Source organism: Mucilaginibacter galii (assembly GCF_014635825.1).
GTDB lineage: Bacteria > Bacteroidota > Bacteroidia > Sphingobacteriales > Sphingobacteriaceae > Mucilaginibacter > Mucilaginibacter galii.
This window is the reverse complement of sequence record NZ_BMDO01000006.1, coordinates 300,060-316,803: the sequence shown is the minus strand read 5'-3', so window position 1 is coordinate 316,803 and position 16,744 is coordinate 300,060. Positions and strand designations below refer to the sequence as shown.

Annotated in this window: 14 protein-coding genes; 4 read left to right on the top strand and 10 right to left on the bottom strand. The window is 46.0% G+C overall.

What is annotated here, in order from left to right:
- Positions 1-739: 739 nt before the first annotated feature.
- Both IEV61_RS12935 and IEV61_RS12930 read left to right on the top strand, forming a co-directional pair.
- A complete protein-coding gene (locus tag IEV61_RS12935; RefSeq protein WP_188417311.1) occupies positions 740-3,358 on the top strand; it encodes a TonB-dependent receptor in 2,619 nt (872 codons plus the stop codon).
- Between the two features lie 548 nt (positions 3,359-3,906).
- Positions 3,907-4,605 carry an endonuclease III domain-containing protein gene (locus IEV61_RS12930; protein WP_188417310.1) on the top strand — a complete coding sequence of 233 codons (699 nt, stop codon included), beginning with the start codon at positions 3,907-3,909 and terminating at the stop codon, positions 4,603-4,605.
- Between the two features lie 111 nt (positions 4,606-4,716).
- Here IEV61_RS12930 and IEV61_RS12925 read toward each other — a convergent pair whose 3' ends face one another.
- The 6 genes from IEV61_RS12925 to IEV61_RS12900 all read right to left on the bottom strand — a co-directional run bounded on the left by IEV61_RS12925 (position 4,717) and on the right by IEV61_RS12900 (position 12,132).
- Entirely contained in the window at positions 4,717-5,967 is a 1,251-nt protein-coding gene (locus IEV61_RS12925) for a sulfate adenylyltransferase subunit 1 (protein ID WP_188417309.1), read from the bottom strand.
- Between the two features lie 165 nt (positions 5,968-6,132).
- The gene (cysD, locus tag IEV61_RS12920) at positions 6,133-7,038 is read right to left on the bottom strand and encodes a sulfate adenylyltransferase subunit CysD (RefSeq protein ID WP_188417307.1); all 906 of its coding nucleotides are present in this window, start codon (positions 7,036-7,038) and stop codon (positions 6,133-6,135) included.
- Positions 7,035-7,715, bottom strand: coding sequence for a phosphoadenylyl-sulfate reductase (locus tag IEV61_RS12915; protein WP_373867840.1), 681 nt, complete (start codon positions 7,713-7,715; stop codon positions 7,035-7,037). The genes cysD and IEV61_RS12915 overlap by 4 nt, the downstream gene beginning before the upstream one ends.
- A 46-nt stretch (positions 7,716-7,761) precedes the next feature.
- A complete protein-coding gene (locus tag IEV61_RS12910) occupies positions 7,762-9,273 on the bottom strand; it encodes a TSUP family transporter (protein WP_188417303.1) in 1,512 nt (503 codons plus the stop codon).
- Positions 9,251-10,045, bottom strand: a complete 795-nt coding sequence (cobA, locus tag IEV61_RS12905; RefSeq protein ID WP_188417301.1) for a uroporphyrinogen-III C-methyltransferase — start codon at positions 10,043-10,045, stop codon at positions 9,251-9,253. The genes IEV61_RS12910 and cobA overlap by 23 nt, the downstream gene beginning before the upstream one ends.
- Entirely contained in the window at positions 10,045-12,132 is a 2,088-nt protein-coding gene (locus IEV61_RS12900; RefSeq protein WP_188417299.1) for a ferredoxin-like domain-containing protein, read from the bottom strand. Before IEV61_RS12900 ends, cobA begins: the two co-directional genes overlap by 1 nt.
- A gap of 432 nt (positions 12,133-12,564) precedes the next feature.
- Here IEV61_RS12900 and IEV61_RS12895 point away from each other — a divergent pair, with 432 nt between their 5' ends.
- On the top strand, positions 12,565-13,779 hold the full coding sequence (locus IEV61_RS12895; RefSeq protein WP_188417297.1) for a threonine synthase: 1,215 nt from the start codon (positions 12,565-12,567) through the stop codon (positions 13,777-13,779).
- A 44-nt stretch (positions 13,780-13,823) separates the two neighbouring features.
- On the opposite strand, the gene IEV61_RS12890 is transcribed toward IEV61_RS12895, so the two are convergent.
- Positions 13,824-13,976, bottom strand: a complete 153-nt coding sequence (locus IEV61_RS12890; RefSeq protein ID WP_188417295.1) for a hypothetical protein — start codon at positions 13,974-13,976, stop codon at positions 13,824-13,826.
- Positions 13,977-13,992: 16 nt separating this feature from the next.
- Positions 13,993-14,340, bottom strand: a complete 348-nt coding sequence (locus IEV61_RS12885) for a hypothetical protein (RefSeq protein ID WP_188417293.1) — start codon at positions 14,338-14,340, stop codon at positions 13,993-13,995.
- Positions 14,341-14,520: 180 nt separating this feature from the next.
- On the opposite strand from IEV61_RS12885, the gene IEV61_RS12880 reads away from it, so the two are divergent.
- A complete protein-coding gene (locus tag IEV61_RS12880; RefSeq protein WP_188417291.1) occupies positions 14,521-14,916 on the top strand; it encodes a VOC family protein in 396 nt (131 codons plus the stop codon).
- Here the strand turns inward: IEV61_RS12880 and IEV61_RS12875 are convergent.
- Both IEV61_RS12875 and IEV61_RS12870 read right to left on the bottom strand, forming a co-directional pair.
- On the bottom strand, positions 14,913-15,314 hold the full coding sequence (locus tag IEV61_RS12875; RefSeq protein WP_188417289.1) for a response regulator: 402 nt from the start codon (positions 15,312-15,314) through the stop codon (positions 14,913-14,915). The genes IEV61_RS12880 and IEV61_RS12875 overlap by 4 nt on opposite strands.
- Positions 15,307-16,554 carry a sensor histidine kinase gene (locus IEV61_RS12870; protein ID WP_188417287.1) on the bottom strand — a complete coding sequence of 416 codons (1,248 nt, stop codon included), beginning with the start codon at positions 16,552-16,554 and terminating at the stop codon, positions 15,307-15,309. Before IEV61_RS12870 ends, IEV61_RS12875 begins: the two co-directional genes overlap by 8 nt.
- Positions 16,555-16,744: the final 190 nt, after the last annotated feature.

Here is a 16,744-nt window from a genome sequence, read left to right as displayed (position 1 = left end):
GAGGCTGGAAAGGCTACCGTTCACAACAACCACCGGGCATGACAACGATATGGCGAGGACTACAACGTTTCTATGATGTCTTAGACGGCTGGAACCTATTCAAAGATATAGGTACACCGTAGTCCCTAGGGAGGGCAGGGAGGGGTTTCTCAAAGCGAATCACCAGTCATGCGTGTCAAACCCCTCCCTGCTACCGCACTATCCAGCCGCACCCCTCCCCAGGGAGGGAATTATAAAAACAAAAGTTTCAATTCCCTCCTTGGGGAGGGTAGGGAGGGGTTTCTCGAAGCGTTCGAAATCATACGTGTCAAACCCCTCCCTGCCAACACACTATCCAACCGCACCCCTTCCAGGGAGGGAATTATAAAACAAAAGTATTCAGTTCTCTCCCTCGGGAGGGTAGGGAGGGGTTTAATGAAGCGTTCGAAATTCATGTCTGCCACCATATAGAGCGCAATGGACGACCTCTTGTTAACATAAATTTCACAAATATTAGGATATATCGCCGAGTAAAAATATATTTGTCTACTTAATCGGTAGACTATGTATATTATTTACTCAAAGCTTACTATAATCTCAAAGATCTCTATGCAGTTTCCTGCTGCCTGTTGTTGCTGTTGATCATTTTCGCAAGCGTAAAGTCACGCTTTAAATCTCTCTAAAATTCATTTTTACGTATACCGGCTTGGCCAGTTCATGGCTACGCTATGTTCAATTCAATCTCAACCTTAAAAATATTATGAAAAAGAAGTTCCTTATACTTTTCCTGTTCCTGCTCACAACGGGCTTAGCGTTTGCCCAGCATACCATTAAAGGGGTAATAAAGCGTACCGATGGTACCTCGGTACCCCATGCCACAGTAATTATACGCGGCACTAAAACCGGAACCAGCGCCAATGACAATGGCGAATTTAGCATCGAGACTAAACAAGAACCACTATTTTACCTGCAGGTAAGTTCTGTAGGGTTTAAACCGCAGGATTTCCAGGTATTTAAGTTTCAAAGCGAACCCCTGGAATTGGTATTGGTAGAAAATGCCATGCTCGATCAAATTGTGGTAACCTCACGCAGGCGGATAGAAAGGAATCAGGATGTACCTATCCCCATTTCAGTAATTGGCGGTGCGCAGATTGACCAGGCGGGTGCTTTTAACGTAAACCGCGTTAAAGAACTCATCCCTTCGGTACAGTTGTATACTTCCAATCCCCGCAACACGGGTATCAACATCCGTGGTATAGGTTCACCGTTTGGCCTTACTAATGATGGTTTGGATCCGGGTGTGGGCTTTTATGTGGATGGTGTTTACTATGCCCGTCCGGCGGCTGCCACGCTCGATTTTCTTGACCTGGAACGTATAGAGGTTTTACGCGGACCGCAGGGTACTTTGTTTGGTAAAAACGCAAGTGCCGGTTCTATAAGCATTACTACCCGCAAAGCCAGTTTTACACCCGAAGCCACTTTCGAAACCAGCTTTGGCAACTACGGTTATATACAGGCCAAAGCCTCGGTATCGGGTCCGTTGAGTAAAACGCTTGCAGCACGGGTATCATTTTCGGGCACGCAGCGTAATGGTTTGGTAGATAATATACGCACCGGCCGCGCCACCAACGATTTAAATAATTTGGGCGGACGCGCACAGTTTCTTTACAAACCCTCTGATAAAGTAGCCATAACCCTTGCCGGCGATATAACCGATCAAAAACCTGACGGTTATGCCCAGGTAGTTGCCGGTGTGGTGCCTACCAAGCGTGCCGCTTATCGCCAGTTTAACGCCATAACGGCCGATTTGGGTTACACCTTACCCAGCCTTAACGCGTTTGACCGGGTAATTGACCATGATACACCATGGCGATCGGGCAACCAGTTGGGTGGCGTTTCGTTAAACGGCGATATTAAGATTGGCCCGGGTACCCTAACCTCTACCGCCGCTTGGCGCTATTGGAACTGGGACCCATCAAACGACCGCGATTTTACCGGCTTGCCTGTTTTGGCTAAGTCGCAAAACCCGGCCAAGCATAAAAACTGGTCGCAGGAGGTACGTTATGCGGGTCAGTTTTTTGAGAAATTAAGTGGTGTGGTGGGCTTGTTCTACATTAACCAGGATGTTAAAATTACCGGCACCGAGGAGTCTGGCTCGGCACAGGCCAGGTTTGCTAAAAGCTCTACCGGCAACAACGCCAACACGCCGGGTGTAACCAACGATCAGTTGTGGGCTACACCAGGTTTATTAGAGGGTTACGGTATCTACACCAATGCCTCTATTAAATCGCAAAGCGCCGCCGCTTTTGCCAGCGCCGATTGGGAAGTGATTAAAAGCTTCCACCTTTTACCCGGTGTGCGTATCAATTACGATAATAAAGATGTTTATTATAACCGTGTGGCCCGCGGAGGTATAGATATTGCAGCCAGCAGCTACAGTACCGCAGTAAAAGCCGAACTGCAAAAAATTAAGAACGGTGTTTACAGCAGCCAGCAATACGCAGCCGATGCCGACGAAAAGAATTTTACCTATTCACTAACGGCAGCATATCGCCCAGGTAAACGCATTAACGCTTTTGCCACCTACTCAACCAGTTTTAAACCGGTAGGCGTTAACGTGGCCGGGCTGCCCAGTGTAGTTGGCGGTACTGCCCCCGATTTGAGCTTGGCGGTTATTAAACCCGAAAAAACCAAGCATTACGAGTTTGGTGTTAAAACCACGCCTTTAGATAATCTTATACTTAACCTTAACTACCATAACTCTGATATCAAGAATTATCAAACCAACGTGCAATCGCCCGAGTTAGGTGTTAACCGTGGTTACATAGCCAATGCCGATAAGGTAAACGTAAAAGGTTTGGAGTTTGATGGTAACTACAGGGCCAGCCAAAGCTTTACCTTTAATGCAGCTACAGCCTATACCAATGCCAAGTACGTAAAGTTTACCAATGCGCCGTTACCGCTTGAAGAAACCGGTTTAACCGTGAATGGTCAGCAGGTAGCCTTCAAAGATATTTCGGGAAGTGCGCTACCTGGCATTTCAAAATGGGCCGGCTCTTTTGGCGGCGAGTTTAGTACCGCCGCTAAATACATCAGCAACGATACCAAGTTTTTCTTCGCCGTTGATGAATATTTCCGTTCGTCATTCTCGTCAAGCCCGTCGCCATCGGCCTACCTGAACATTGACGGTTATGCGCTTACCAATGCGCGTACCGGTTTCCGTACGGCTCATGGTGTATCGGCCTATATATGGAGCCGCAACCTGTTTAACAAAAACTATTTTGAGCAACTACTGCCTGCGGGTGGCAATGCCGGCCAATATGCTGCCGTGTTAGGTGACCAGCGTACGTTTGGAATTACGCTGCGGTACGCATTGTAACGCTGATAAAATTTTGCTTTAATAATCTTTGTAGGGAAGATTTATTACTAAAGGGAAGCTGTTTGGCTTCCCTTTTTTGTCAAATAATCTCGTTGTTCCTTTGGGGCGATAGCACAAGATTTGGTGTTATTTTTAATTTGGTTCAATGCGTTTAAACTTACTTTGTCCCCTCATTGCCGGGGATGGGTTAATACGTTTGATTAGTGAGCGCTTCGTGAAACCCCTCCCTGCCCTCCCGAGGGAGGGAATTGAAAAAACCAAGTCATTTGAAAGCCAATCTATATGTTTTAAGGAGGAGATGGTAAAAGAAGCATGGGCCCGCCACGGCACCCGGCCGGGTGTTGGCCTTTAGCGAGGGTAGGGATTGCCGTGGCTTGGCCTTTTTGCTTCTTTTGTGGCTAAGACGAAAGAAGTAGCCTCTCGCGGCAATGAGCGAGACGATGTGAGTTCTCCAACACAAACCGAAGTTCAAACGCACACACTTTATATAACTGAATAGAAAGCAGAATCGCAAAACAAGTTTCTCCTAAATCAGCTTTTATCAACACATGTTTGTCAAAGAAGAATTCGTCCTCGAAGTACACCACCGCCTTTACAAAATATACGGCGCCGCTATAACCTACTTCCATGACCTCGACCCGCTGAGCGAACTGGTAACCACCCTGCTATCGCACCGCACCAAGAACCGGGATTCGGCACAGGCGTTTCAAAATCTGCGTAATAGATTCGGCTCATGGGAAAACGTTCGTGATGCTGAAGTAGATGATATTAAGGCGCAACTCGGACCCTGCACCTGGCCCGAACAAAAAGCGCCGCGGGTTAAAGAAGTATTGCGTTTGATCAGCGAAAAGCTGGGCAAGCTCGATCTGGATTTTATCGGCGGTATGGAAGTAACCGCCGCCCGCCAATGGCTGGAAGAGTTGCCCGGCGTGGGGCCTAAGTCGAGCGCTGCTGTGATCTCGTTCAGTACCCTGCGTGGTAAAGCCTTGCCGGTAGATTCGCATCATTTCAGGGTGGCTGTTCGGTTAGGCATCATCGAAAACAAAATAGGAGAGGGCAAGGCCAACCGTGTACTGGAAAATTTACTGCCGCCCGATTTCACCGCCAGAGAGGTGTTCGACCATCACCAGGTGATGATGCGGCACGGACAAAAACTATGCTTTCATTACAAGCCTAATTGCCGCGAGTGCGTGTTATTAGACCTTTGCGTCACCGGCCAAAGCCTGATTGCCGCAAAAAGTAATTAAATGTACTTTTTTAAAGTTTTTATGAAATTATATGGGGTTGCATGAACTTTTATGAATCAAAAAAGCAGGCTTTTTGCCTGCTTTAATCTCTTAAACTTATAGTCGAAATTATTACTCGGCCGACGCACGGAGCATCAAAGCACCTACTGTAACGTTGGTCCGGCTGTCGATCAGGATGGCACCGCCGTTAGCTTTATTGTCCTGGTAGAGGTCAAAAGCCAGCGGATCCGCGGTTTTGATGATGATGCGACCAATATCGTTCAGCTTAAAATCTTCCTCGTAAACTTTGTCTAAGGTGTTGATATTGAACTTGTAAAGAATTTCCTGCACACGGCAGCGGGTAACCTTGCTGTTATGCTGAATGAGGTAGGTGAGCGAGGTGTCCAGCACACGTGTATCCATCCAGCACAGATCGGCCTCAATTTGTTGCGACACCTGAGGGTGGGCGGCGCTGTTTACCAATATATCACCACGGCTCAGGTCAATATTATCTGCCAGATGTACGGTTACGGATTGGCCTGCCACCGCCTCAGTGTATTGTTTATCAAGGAGTTCTATCTTGGTAATGGTAGAGCTGAAGCCTGATGGCAACACCGTAACCTGGTCATTAACCTTAAAACTGCCGCTGGAAATACGGCCGGCATAACCGCGGTAATCGTGCAGTTCTTCGGTTTGTGGGCGTACCACCCATTGTATGGGCAGGCGGGCATGGGCGCTACTGTCATCCACCGGTATTTCTACCGTTTCCAGGTGTTCTAACAGGCTTTTGCCATTGTACCAGGTCATATTATACGACTCATGCACAATGTTATCGCCCTTCAACGCACTCACCGGAATATAGGTTACATTTTGCAGGTTAAGCTTGAGAGCCAACGCTTTATATTGGTCAACTATCTGGGTAAAAGTAGTCTCAGCATAATCCACCATGTCCATTTTATTGATACAGACCACTACCTGCGGTAAAGACAGTAACGATACCAAAAATGAATGCCTGATGGTTTGTTCAACAACCCCTTTGCGGGCATCAATGAGAATGATAGCCAAATTAGAGTTCGACGCACCGGTAACCATGTTACGGGTATACTGAATATGCCCCGGAGCATCGGCAATGATAAACTTCCGTTTATCGGTTTGAAAGTACTTGTAGGCTACATCAATGGTGATGCCCTGCTCGCGTTCGGCCTTAAGGCCATCGGTTAAAATAGCCAGGTCAATAGTGCCATCGTCGTTTTTACGGTTAGAGCGTTGCAGGGCTTCCAACTGGTCGGCCAGGATAGATTCGCTGTCGTATAACAGCCTGCCTATTAGCGTACTTTTACCGTCGTCTACACTGCCGGCGGTAATGAATTTTAATATTTCCATACTCTTTTATGAGTGATTATATTCTTTTAATTTTAGCAGGAGCCTGTGTCATGCTGAGCTTGTCGAAGCGTTAACCGCTTTGCTAAGTCTTCGACAGGCTCAGACTGACAAGGTTATTAATGAGTTTTACAACTCCCTCCCTACTGGGGAGGGCCGGGGAGGGGTTTAAAAATAGCCGCCCTTCTTGCGGTCTTCCATAGCTGCTTCCGAAACTTTGTCGTCCATACGGGCACCGCGTTCACTTATTTTGGAGGCGCTTATCTCATTGATGATGTCATCGATCAAAAAAGCATCCGACTCTACAGCTGCAGTACAGGTCATGTCGCCTACAGTGCGGAAACGTACATTTTTACGGTTAATTACGTCCTCTTCATCCATATTTAAGAACTCAGCAGCAGCCATCAACTGGCCGTTGCGGGTAATACAATCACGTTCGTGCGCAAAGTAAATGGACGGAAGGGCAATATTTTCACGACGGATGTAGTTCCAAACGTCAAGTTCTGTCCAGTTACTGATCGGGAACACGCGTACGTTTTCGCCTTTGTGTATTTTACCGTTATACAGGTTCCACAACTCGGGGCGCTGTCGTTTAGGATCCCATTGGCCAAATTCGTCACGTACCGAAAAGATGCGTTCCTTGGCGCGGGCTTTTTCCTCATCTCTACGAGCACCGCCTATACACGCATCAAATCCATGTTGGGCAATGGTATCTAACAGGGTAACGGTTTGCAGCGCGTTTCGGCTGGCGTTTTTGCCTTTTTGCTCTATGGCCTTGCCCTGGTCTATAGAATCCTGTACATGGCCAATGATCAATTTTTCGCCTAAGCGGGCTACCATGTCATCGCGGTACTGGATAGTTTCGGGGAAGTTATGGCCGGTATCGATATGCACTAGCGGGAAGGGGAACTTACCGGGACGAAATGCTTTTTCGGCCAAACGTACCAGCGTTATAGAATCTTTTCCACCCGAAAAAAGCAGGGCAGGTTTCTCAAACTGACCGGCTACTTCGCGTAATATATAAATGGCTTCTGCCTCCAGTTCGTCGAGGTAATCCAATGATTGTTTACTCATTTTGCTGTAATGATCTCTTGTGCCGAATGTAACCCGCACTCTTTTTTAGATTGGTCTTCCCACCACCAGCGCCCGGCCCTAAAATCTTCGCCCGGCTGTACGGCGCGGGTGCAGGGCTGACAGCCAATGCTTGGAAAGCCACGGTCGTGCAGGGTATTATAAGGTATGTTATTATTCTTAATATATGTCTTAACTTCTTCCAGGCTCCACTCAAATATGGGGTGGAATTTAACCAACTGGTTACCTTCGTCCCATTCAATATGGTTCATATCCTCGCGGTTGGGCGATTGCTCGGCACGGATGCCCGTGATCCAGATCTTATTGCCTTTCAACGCGCGTTTTAAGGGCTCTATTTTACGAATGCCGCAACACTCCTTACGGTTATCAACCGATTCGTAAAAACTGCTTGGACCTTTGGCGTTCACCATTTTTTCTAACGGCTCGTTGTTAGGGTAGTAAGCATGAATGGGCTTGCCGTATATTTCCATGGTACGGTTCCAAACATAGTAAGTTTCGGGGAACAGCCTGCCGGTTTCCAGCGTGAAAACTTTAATGGGCAAGTTCATACAAAAGATCATGTGGGTAATCACCTGGTCTTCCCATCCAAAACTGGTCGAAAACACGATCTCACCCTTAAATGCATCAGCCAGCCAGGCCAGTGCACTGCCAGGGGCCATGGCGGTGGTTTGTTGCTTTATATCTTCAATTATTGTACTATTCATTTTATAACACCTTCATTAAAAAACCGGCAATGCTTTTTACACTTACCAGTATTACAATTATGCCTACCGCCACCATAATTACCTTGACCGATATACGGTTGGAGATACGTGCTGCAATAGGCGCTGCCAGTGCACTGCCTATAATTAATCCGGCAATAGCACTCCAGGGGGCACCGTTAAGCATGGTCAGGAATACCAACGAGCCAATCATGGCTATAAAAAACCGGGTTAATTTAACCGTACCTAATGAAAAACGTGGGTGACGGCCGCCTGCAATTAATGACGACAACACGATTGAACCCCAACCGCCTCCGCCTACAGCGTCAATGAAACCTCCGCCTAAACCCAATAAGGAGATTCGCTTAATTTTATCGGCCGATTTCTTTTTAGCTGTTTTAAAAGCTTTGGATAGGATAACCGACCCCAATATAAGCGTATAAACCGATACCAGGGGCTTGGTATACATGGCATAATGCTCCAAAGAGGAGATAAGCGCCGCACCTACTGCCGCACCTATAATGCCCGGGATGATGAGTAACTTAAACATCTTCCAGTTCACATTACCCATGCGGTAGTGCATCCAGCCGGCAATGCCGTTGCTCATAATTTCGGACAAATGCACCGCCATACTTGCCGAAGCGGGAGAAATACCCATAGACAAAGAAAACGCTGTTGAGGTAACGCCGTACGACATGCCAATAGCACCATCAACCATGGCAAATACGAACCCTGCACCTAAGAAATAGTAGAAGGTAGGGTGAATGTTTTCCGCATACATTCTAAACCCCGGCTCGTTATACCATAGGGCGGTTAGGGCTACGGCTAATGCAAATATGATGCTGCCCCATATAAGCCATTTGAAATTTTTCTTTTTTACCGGCTTGGGGTCAACCAGGCTGGCGGTAACCTTATTTAAAGCTATTACCTTACTGGCAAAATCGCCGGTGAGGGTATTGCGCAGGGCGCTTATCTGCTGTAGGGTGGTATCTAACTCGTTGGGCAGGTTTTCGGCCAGTACCTGTTTAAGTCTTTTAGCCACCGTGGGCGATTTGCCGTTGGTGGAAATAGCAATTTTAAGATCGCCTTTCTTGACGATGGAACCTAAATAGAAATCACAAAGGGCTGGCTTATCGGCTACGTTAATTAATAGCTTGCGTGCATGGGCAGCTTGCCTGATCTGCTCATTCAATACGTTATTGGCCGTAGCTGCAATTACGATATCTGCATTGTCCAGATCATTTTCTGAAAAAGATTTTTGAGTGATCTTGATCTGCGGGTGATTGGCGGTTAGTTCATAAATTTCGGGCAATATTTGTTCGGCCACAATGCTTACGGTGGCTTGCTCACTGTTTTGGAGCAGGGCGGTAAGTTTTTCTAAACCTACGTTACCCCCGCCAATCAGCACCGTATGCAGTTGGTTCAGTTTCAAAAATACCGGGAACAACTGGTTCCCTTGTGGTATTTCTGCCTCTGCTATGGGCGTTATATGATTATTCCTGGGCAAGGATGTCATAAAATTCGCGGATGGGTTGAAACTTCGGATGCAGCGAAACCACATCGCCAAAAACCATCATGGCCGGTGCTTTTACCTTATTTTCTTCGGCCAGTTCAACAATGGTATTTACAATGCCCACTACTACTTTTTCGTTGACGGTAGAGCCACTTTGTATTAAGGCAACCGGCAGGCGGTGTTTGCCTTGGGCTTTAAATATTTCGGCAATTTCGGCCAGTTTATGCAGGCCCATTAATATCACAACGGTGGCTTTGCTTTGTGCTGCGGCATATATATCATTAGATATTTTACCGTTGGTAGTAGTACCGGTAATTACCCAAAAGCTTTCACTTAAACCCCGGTGGGTTACGGGTATTTGCTGCAGGCCCGGTACACCAATAGAGCTGGATATACCTGGAATAACCTCGGCCGGTATGCTGTAAGAGGCTGCATGATCCAATTCTTCAAAACCACGACCGAACACAAAGGGGTCACCGCCTTTCAGGCGTACCACATGGCCATAGTTAATAGCATAATCCACCATCAACTGGTTCACCGCTTCTTGCGAGTAAGAATGATCGCCGGAGCGTTTGCCTACATATACTTTATGTGCGTGTGCAGGGGCAAAGCTTAACAAGTCCTCATTAATTAAGGCATCGTACAATACCACATCGGCAGTTTGCAGGGCCTTCATCCCTTTAATGGTAATGAGTTCGGCATCGCCGGGACCTGCACCAACTAAGGTGATCTTTGGTTCCTTAACGGTTTGTTTTGTTTCTGTGGTTACGATCATTATACGTTAAGCGCCTCTCTGTTCGCTTTCATTTCGTTTAAAAATTCTTCGGCACTTTGCAAGTAAGTTGTAGCAAAAGCTTCTGAGGGTTCGTTTTGATTGATCTGCAAAACCAGATCGTTAAATGATGTAGGCAGATTGACCAGCCCGGTATTTACATAGTTTAAATCAAACTCTTTAATTACGCCGGTTTGGGTGCTGCTGTTAATGCCTTTATCGAGCAATAAAGCTTTGGCGCTGCTCACCAAGGTGTTATAGCTATGGTAAATAGCATCGGCCCATCGGCCATCTGCATAAGCCTCTTTGGCCCAGCCCAGCTTTTCTTCCGATTCAAACAATAACGTAGCTACCAGGTCAATAACCACACCGGCACATTCGCCCACACCAATGGCGGTAGCAAAAGTTTCCTGGTGGCCCCAGTCTACAAATTCATCCTCGGTAAGGGTGGTTAAATCGGCCAGTGGTTTCAGTAATTGGTAAAAATAGTCTTTGCCTTTGCTATCATAATAACTGTGGAAGGTTTCCTCGCTTACAGCATTGACTTTATAATCGTCGAGCACTGCACGTAATACATGAGTAGCACGCTTGGCCGGTACTTTAATTACCTTATCGGCTGCGCGGCCTGCGCCATCGCCAACAGTGCCACCGCCTAAAAGTACCTGTACCGATGGCAATACGCGTTTATCGGCCTTTAGGCTGCTGCCATGGAAACCAATATGCGCCAGCCCGTGCTGGCCGCAACTGTTCATACAGCCGCTTATTTTGATCTTGATATCGCGGTTGTAAATAAAATCTTCGTATTCGTTATAGATTACATCCTCCAGCACTTTTGATAAGGTCATGCTGTTGGAAATACCCAGGTTACAGGTGTCGGTACCGGGGCAGGTAGTTACATCGGCCACGCTGTCGAAACCCGGCTCGGCCAGTTGTAGTTCGTTAAGCGTATTAAATAAGGCAGGTAGCGCTTCTTTACGGGCATACTTTAATAATAATCCCTGGTTTTGGGTAATGCGAATCTCATCAGCTACTAAGCCACGGATGCCTTCAACCAGTTTTCTTGCTTCGGGAGTATGAATATCGCCTACGGGCACTTTTACATATACGCCATAAAAGCCGGTTTGCTTTTGTTCAAATACGTTGGTGGCTAACCATTGCTCGTATTTTAAAGGATTAGCAATTTCAGGAGCGGGGAAGCTGCCGGATGCTGGTGGCACAGGTTGTGGCACGGCATCGCGGTTAATTTTGTAAGTTTTAACCTTGTTGGCTGTCTTTTCAATGGCGACCAAACGCAAAACTTCTTCCAATCCAATTTTTTGTACCAGGAATTTAAGGCGCGCCTTGTTGCGGTTGTTACGCTCGCCATGGCGGTCGAACACGCGGATGATGGTTTCTATGTAGGGAATTACCTCGTCTTCGGGTAAAAATTCTTCTACCACATGCGCTATGGCAGGCTGTGCACCCAGGCCACCGGCCATCAATACTTTAAAGCCGCGCTCTTCGCCGCGCAGCTTAGGTATAAAGCCTAAATCATGGATATACGAAAATGCCGTGTCAGCCTCGCTCGATGAAAAGGAGATCTTGAACTTACGGCCCATTTCCTGGCAAATAGGATTACGTAAAAAGTACTCGAAAGTAGCATGCGCATAGGGCGACACATCGAAGGGCTCCTGCGGATCGATGCCTGAAGCAGGGGAGGAGGTTACATTACGTACGGTGTTACCGCAGGCTTCACGCAGTGTAATATCATCCTGCTCCAGTTTAGCCCAAAGCTCGGGTGTGCGGTCAAGGCTTACATAATGGATCTGTATGTCCTGGCGGGTGGTTAAGTGCAGGTTGCCGCTGCCGTACTCGTCGGCTATATCGGCAATGCGCAGTATTTGTTTAAAGGTTACCTTACCAAAGGGCAGCTTAATGCGTACCATTTGTACACCCGGCTGGCGCTGGCCATAAACGCCACGTGCCAGGCGCAGGCTCCGGAATTTTTCGTCGTGTATTTTACCCTCACGGAAAGCCCTGATCTTTTTCTCCAGGTCAATAATGTCTTTCTCCACTATCGGGTTCTCCAGTTCGGTTCTGAAACTTTGCATGTGCTGTGGTTATTCAAAAAAGCCTCTTACAGTTAGTACCGAAGAGGCGTATAAATTATGTTTGATAAATTATAATAGCCTCGTTTTGCTGTTGTTGTAGCAGCAACAAATGCACATCGTGCCGGTGGTGTGGGCTAATTGTTCGTTCATTATATTTCAAATATATATAATGTACATAGAAGTAGTAGACTTTATTTTAAATTTATGTTTTCATTTGACAAAAGCTCCCCCAAACCCTCCCCGGTAGAAGCCCACTCTAAATCTCCCCCGGGAGGGGAGACTTATAATAAATATACATTTTGAACCCCTCCCTCCCGGGGAGGGTTGGGAGGGGCTTTTATACAAAATTGTTGCACTTGTCCTTTCAATAATTAACTAAGTTTGTTATGCCTTACGAATTAGTTACAGTCCGCATTATTTAAATATACATTGATGCTTCACATTCATACCGAATCTGTTGATTCAGCCACGCATACCGAAACCTTATTCACTCACCTGGAATGCCCTGCCTGCGGGTTAACCTATAGTGCCGATGTGGTACGTACGGTTTGCGAAGATGTGAATTGCTTGTCGTCGTTATTTGCAAGGTACGATTTGAGCAGTGGGTTTTCAAAGGAAAGCCTGAAGGGCCGGGCAGCTACCATGTGGCGCTACAAAGAATTTTTGCCGGTAGTGGAAACCGAGAATATTGTAACGCTTGGCGAAGGCTTTACACCTATTATTCCGCTGCTTAACCTAAAGCACATGGCAGGTAGTAACGAGGTGCTGTGGAAAGATGAAGCAGGCAACCCAACAGGCTCGTTTAAAGCGCGTGGTATTGGCGCGGCGGTATCCAAAGCAAAAGAATTAGGCATTACTACCATAGTTACGCCAACTGCCGGCAATGCAGGTGGCGCATTGGCGGCTTTTGCGGCACGTGCAGGCATTAAAGCAGTAGTGTATATGCCAAAGCTGACCCCGCAGGTATTTAAAGATGAGTGCCGGCTGTATGGTGCTGAACTGATAGAGGTAGACGGCAACATTAGCGACTGCGGCAAACTGGCTAACGAGCAGGCCACGGCCAATGGCTGGTTCCAGGTATCTACCTTGAAAGAACCTTACCGTTTGGAAGGCAAAAAAACCATGGGTTACGAAATTGCCGAGCAACTGAACTGGCAACTGCCCGATGTGATCTTATACCCAACTGGTGGCGGCACAGGCTTAATAGGCATTTGGAAAGCCTTTGACGAAATGGAACAACTGGGTTGGATTGGCAACGAGCGCCCACGCATGGTAGCCGTGCAATCTGAAAGCTGCAACGGCATTGTGCAGGCATTTCATGGTGAGCAAGTTTCTTCGGCGTTTGTAGATGGAGGCTTTACCATAGCAAACGGACTTAGGGTACCTAAGCCTTACGCCGATAAAATTATTTTGAAGGTACTGCGCGACAGTGAGGGTACGGCACTGTCTGTCCCCGATGCACAAATGAGCGAAGCTCTTAAAGAAATAGCCCGTAACGAGGGTATGCTCATAGCCCCCGAAGGCGCCGCCCTTTGGCAGGCCTTTAAATATTTAAAAGCTACCGGCTGGATCAAAGAACAAGAGCAGGTTCTGTTATTGAACACGGGCAGCGGTTACAAGTATTTAGAAAACATTGAAATCTCTTAAATAAGTACTCAAAGCCCTCCCTTCCCGGGGAGGGTTGTGAGGGGCTACTCCGGTAACGGTGCTATATCTTCCTTGTTAAACATTTCGCGGTGATCGTCGCCATCTATCAGGTCAACAATTACCTGGTCGTCTATAATATCGTTAATGTAACCGTTGCCCCTTGGGGTACTTACGGCATCGCCTACCTGGTATTCCATAGCTCTTGTAAATTAATTATTGATGTAAATGCCGCCACATGCTTGGGTTGTCGCGGTAATGGCTTATCTGTTCAATGATCTCTTCTACCTGGTCCGAACTAAGTTCCTGTTTACCATCGGCCGTATAAGTGAATAGCTTGCCCGGGTCTTCGAAGGTAATATAGCCCATATAGTTAGGGTCAGTATGTTTTTGTAAGTGCAGCTCGCTTTCTTTGCTGCGTTCCAGCGCCGGGTTGCTTGCGCTGGTATCTCTATAAACACTATACGTATAAGTTATTACATCATGTCCGTTGGCATGAGCCTGTGTATCGGGTATTACCATAATAGGCATATCCGTATCAATAGAAAAAAATATAGCCGACATTAGTGTTTTAATTCCCTCATATTATCAACTCTATTGTTTAAAGAAAGTTTGTAGATAAACGGGGCAATTTTGCACGCACTTCTCTTCCCGGTTTAAAATAAATCCCGGCGCTCTAAAAGTGTTTTAATAACTTTAATTTCTGAATGGTTATATGAAGATCACATACAGAAATAGCAACGCATGAAGCAGTTTATTGCCCTGGTAACCCTGGTTGTTCATGATTATGATGAAGCCATTGATTTTTATACAAATAAGCTATGCTTTACGCTGGTGGAAGATACCGCGCTTACCGATACCAAACGGTGGGTACGTGTAGCCCCGCCGGGTTCGGCCCAAACCTGCTTACTGCTGGCCAAGGCGGCTACAGCTGCGCAGCGCCGGAGTGTGGGTAAACAAACCGGCGGTCGCGTGGCGTTGTTTTTATACACTGATAACTTTAAGCGCGATTATGCGCACATGCAGCAACAGGGCATTGTATTTACCGGCCCTGTACGCAAAGAGTCCTACGGCACCGTAGCCGTATTTGCAGATCTGTATGGTAACTTGTGGGATTTAATTGAACCGGCTTACGGTTAATTTAAATTAATAACCAGTTCTTTAAGTTGATTTACAGTTACAGGTTTTACCAAAAAGTCTGATACCTGTTCTATAGAGGCCGCCCGGCTATAATCACTTTCATCTATTGATGAACTTACGATGTACACCGTGATCTGTTTTTGCAATACGGGTTTCAACTCAATAAACTTATCTAAAAACTGCCATCCATCAAGCACGGGCATGTTCAGGTCGAGCAGGATAAGTTCAGGTAAAAGTGCTGCGTCGTGCTTACGCTCGTTGAAGTAATCGATGGCTGTTTTACCATTCTCAAAAAAAATGGTGTTGTGGGTAACGTCGGCAATCTTAATTATTTTCCTGATGGTGAAAGTGTATATATCGTCATCATCAATAACACATAAAGTATCAATTTTATTCATTAAATATTATTTTAAAAGTAGTGCCGTGGTTGGGTTGGCTTTCTGCAATAATTTGCCCTCCCTGAGTTTCTACCTGGTTTTTAACCAAAAATAAACCTACCCCGTTGGCGTTTTTGTTTTGATGGAATGTTTTGTAAAGGCCAAAAATCTTATCTCCGTGTAAGGCTAAATCAATTCCTACGCCGTTGTCTGCGTGTTCCAACACCGTATGCCCGTTTTCGTTTTTATATGTACGAATATTTATTTGCGGAGGTGTGTCTTCTTTGCGGTATTTGATGCTGTTAGATATTAAATTCATTAAAATACTTTCGAGGTAGATACTTGGAAAACTAACCGTTTCTACCTTAAAATCTACATTGACCACAGCACGGTTAATGTTCAAATCAGTGTCAAGTATACTGATAACTTTCTGGGTAACGGCTTTAAAGTGCAGATTTTCGGGTTTCAAAACACTTTCACGTATTTTTATCGCTGCCGAAAGGTCGTTCAGCGTGGTATTCAACCCGTCAGATACTTTTTTGATTTTGTGTATCACATCGGCATCGTCTTCATTCATCAAACTCGTATCTAGCAATTCTGTAAGCAGGGCTATATTACTGGCGTGGTTACGAATATTGTGCGAGAGAATGTGCGTAAAGTTTTTAAGCTGCTGGTTATGCTGCGACAGTAGCTCCAAAGAATTGTTAAGAGCAATTTCATGGGCCTCCAATTTGATCTCTATGGCTTTGCGTTCTTTAATTTCGTGCTCGAGGTCGGCCACGGAGCGAAGCGAAAATATCTCAGGCAGCACTTTATATAAAGCAAATACGGTAACACAAGATACTACAGCGGTTAAAAAACGTAACAAGGCACTTAGCCTGTAAGCCGGCCACCAAAAAATGGCAGCATCAATTAAGTGTGTGGTGCCGCATAAGATAATAAAGGCACCAAACAGCCAAAAAATTTTGAGAAAAGGTACATCTTTACGTTTGGTAACCATCCTGATGAGCAATACCGGGATCAAAAAGTAAGATGCCCAAATGGCTATATCAGATATGATGTAAACCCAGCCATGAAAATCTGTCCAGGTGCCACAGTGCCAGCGCGGGGGCCAGCTGCTGGTATCAAACAGGTTGGTAAAAAAGTCGGCTGCCTGGTTAGCCAGGTTGGCTTTAGGTGCACCGTTTAGGTGCTCATGGGTTTGCAGGCAGTTTGTTCCGCAAATGGGTGCGGGTTTTAAAAGTGTAAAAGGCGTTATCAAGTAAAGTTAGCGTTATGATAATCGGTATAATTAGCAACGAAATTAATCGGCAAAATTATAGGAAAAAAATTTATATTAAGCTATCAAAAATGCCTTAACTTGCAGTTAATTAAGGTTATACATAAAGATTAATTATCAAGTAAAAAATAATGAGATTTATTTCTAAGATGTATTTACTTTAGTAGCTCAT

What these genes read in the sequence shown, in the direction of transcription:
- IEV61_RS12895 (WP_188417297.1), top strand. Translation starts at nt 12,565, where the DNA reads ATGCTTCACATTCATACCGAATCTGTTGATTCAGCCACGCATACCGAA.
- IEV61_RS12875 (WP_188417289.1), bottom strand. Translation starts at nt 15,314, where the DNA reads ATGAATAAAATTGATACTTTATGTGTTATTGATGATGACGATATATAC.
- IEV61_RS12935 (WP_188417311.1), top strand. Translation starts at nt 740, where the DNA reads ATGAAAAAGAAGTTCCTTATACTTTTCCTGTTCCTGCTCACAACGGGC.
- IEV61_RS12925 (WP_188417309.1), bottom strand. Translation starts at nt 5,967, where the DNA reads ATGGAAATATTAAAATTCATTACCGCCGGCAGTGTAGACGACGGTAAA.
- IEV61_RS12890 (WP_188417295.1), bottom strand. Translation starts at nt 13,976, where the DNA reads ATGGAATACCAGGTAGGCGATGCCGTAAGTACCCCAAGGGGCAACGGT.
- IEV61_RS12910 (WP_188417303.1), bottom strand. Translation starts at nt 9,273, where the DNA reads ATGACATCCTTGCCCAGGAATAATCATATAACGCCCATAGCAGAGGCA.
- IEV61_RS12915 (WP_373867840.1), bottom strand. Translation starts at nt 7,715, where the DNA reads ATGGCCCCTGGCAGTGCACTGGCCTGGCTGGCTGATGCATTTAAGGGT.
- cobA (WP_188417301.1), bottom strand. Translation starts at nt 10,045, where the DNA reads ATGATCGTAACCACAGAAACAAAACAAACCGTTAAGGAACCAAAGATC.
- IEV61_RS12880 (WP_188417291.1), top strand. Translation starts at nt 14,521, where the DNA reads ATGAAGCAGTTTATTGCCCTGGTAACCCTGGTTGTTCATGATTATGAT.
- IEV61_RS12930 (WP_188417310.1), top strand. Translation starts at nt 3,907, where the DNA reads ATGTTTGTCAAAGAAGAATTCGTCCTCGAAGTACACCACCGCCTTTAC.
- IEV61_RS12885 (WP_188417293.1), bottom strand. Translation starts at nt 14,340, where the DNA reads ATGTCGGCTATATTTTTTTCTATTGATACGGATATGCCTATTATGGTA.
- IEV61_RS12900 (WP_188417299.1), bottom strand. Translation starts at nt 12,132, where the DNA reads ATGCAAAGTTTCAGAACCGAACTGGAGAACCCGATAGTGGAGAAAGAC.
- cysD (WP_188417307.1), bottom strand. Translation starts at nt 7,038, where the DNA reads ATGAGTAAACAATCATTGGATTACCTCGACGAACTGGAGGCAGAAGCC.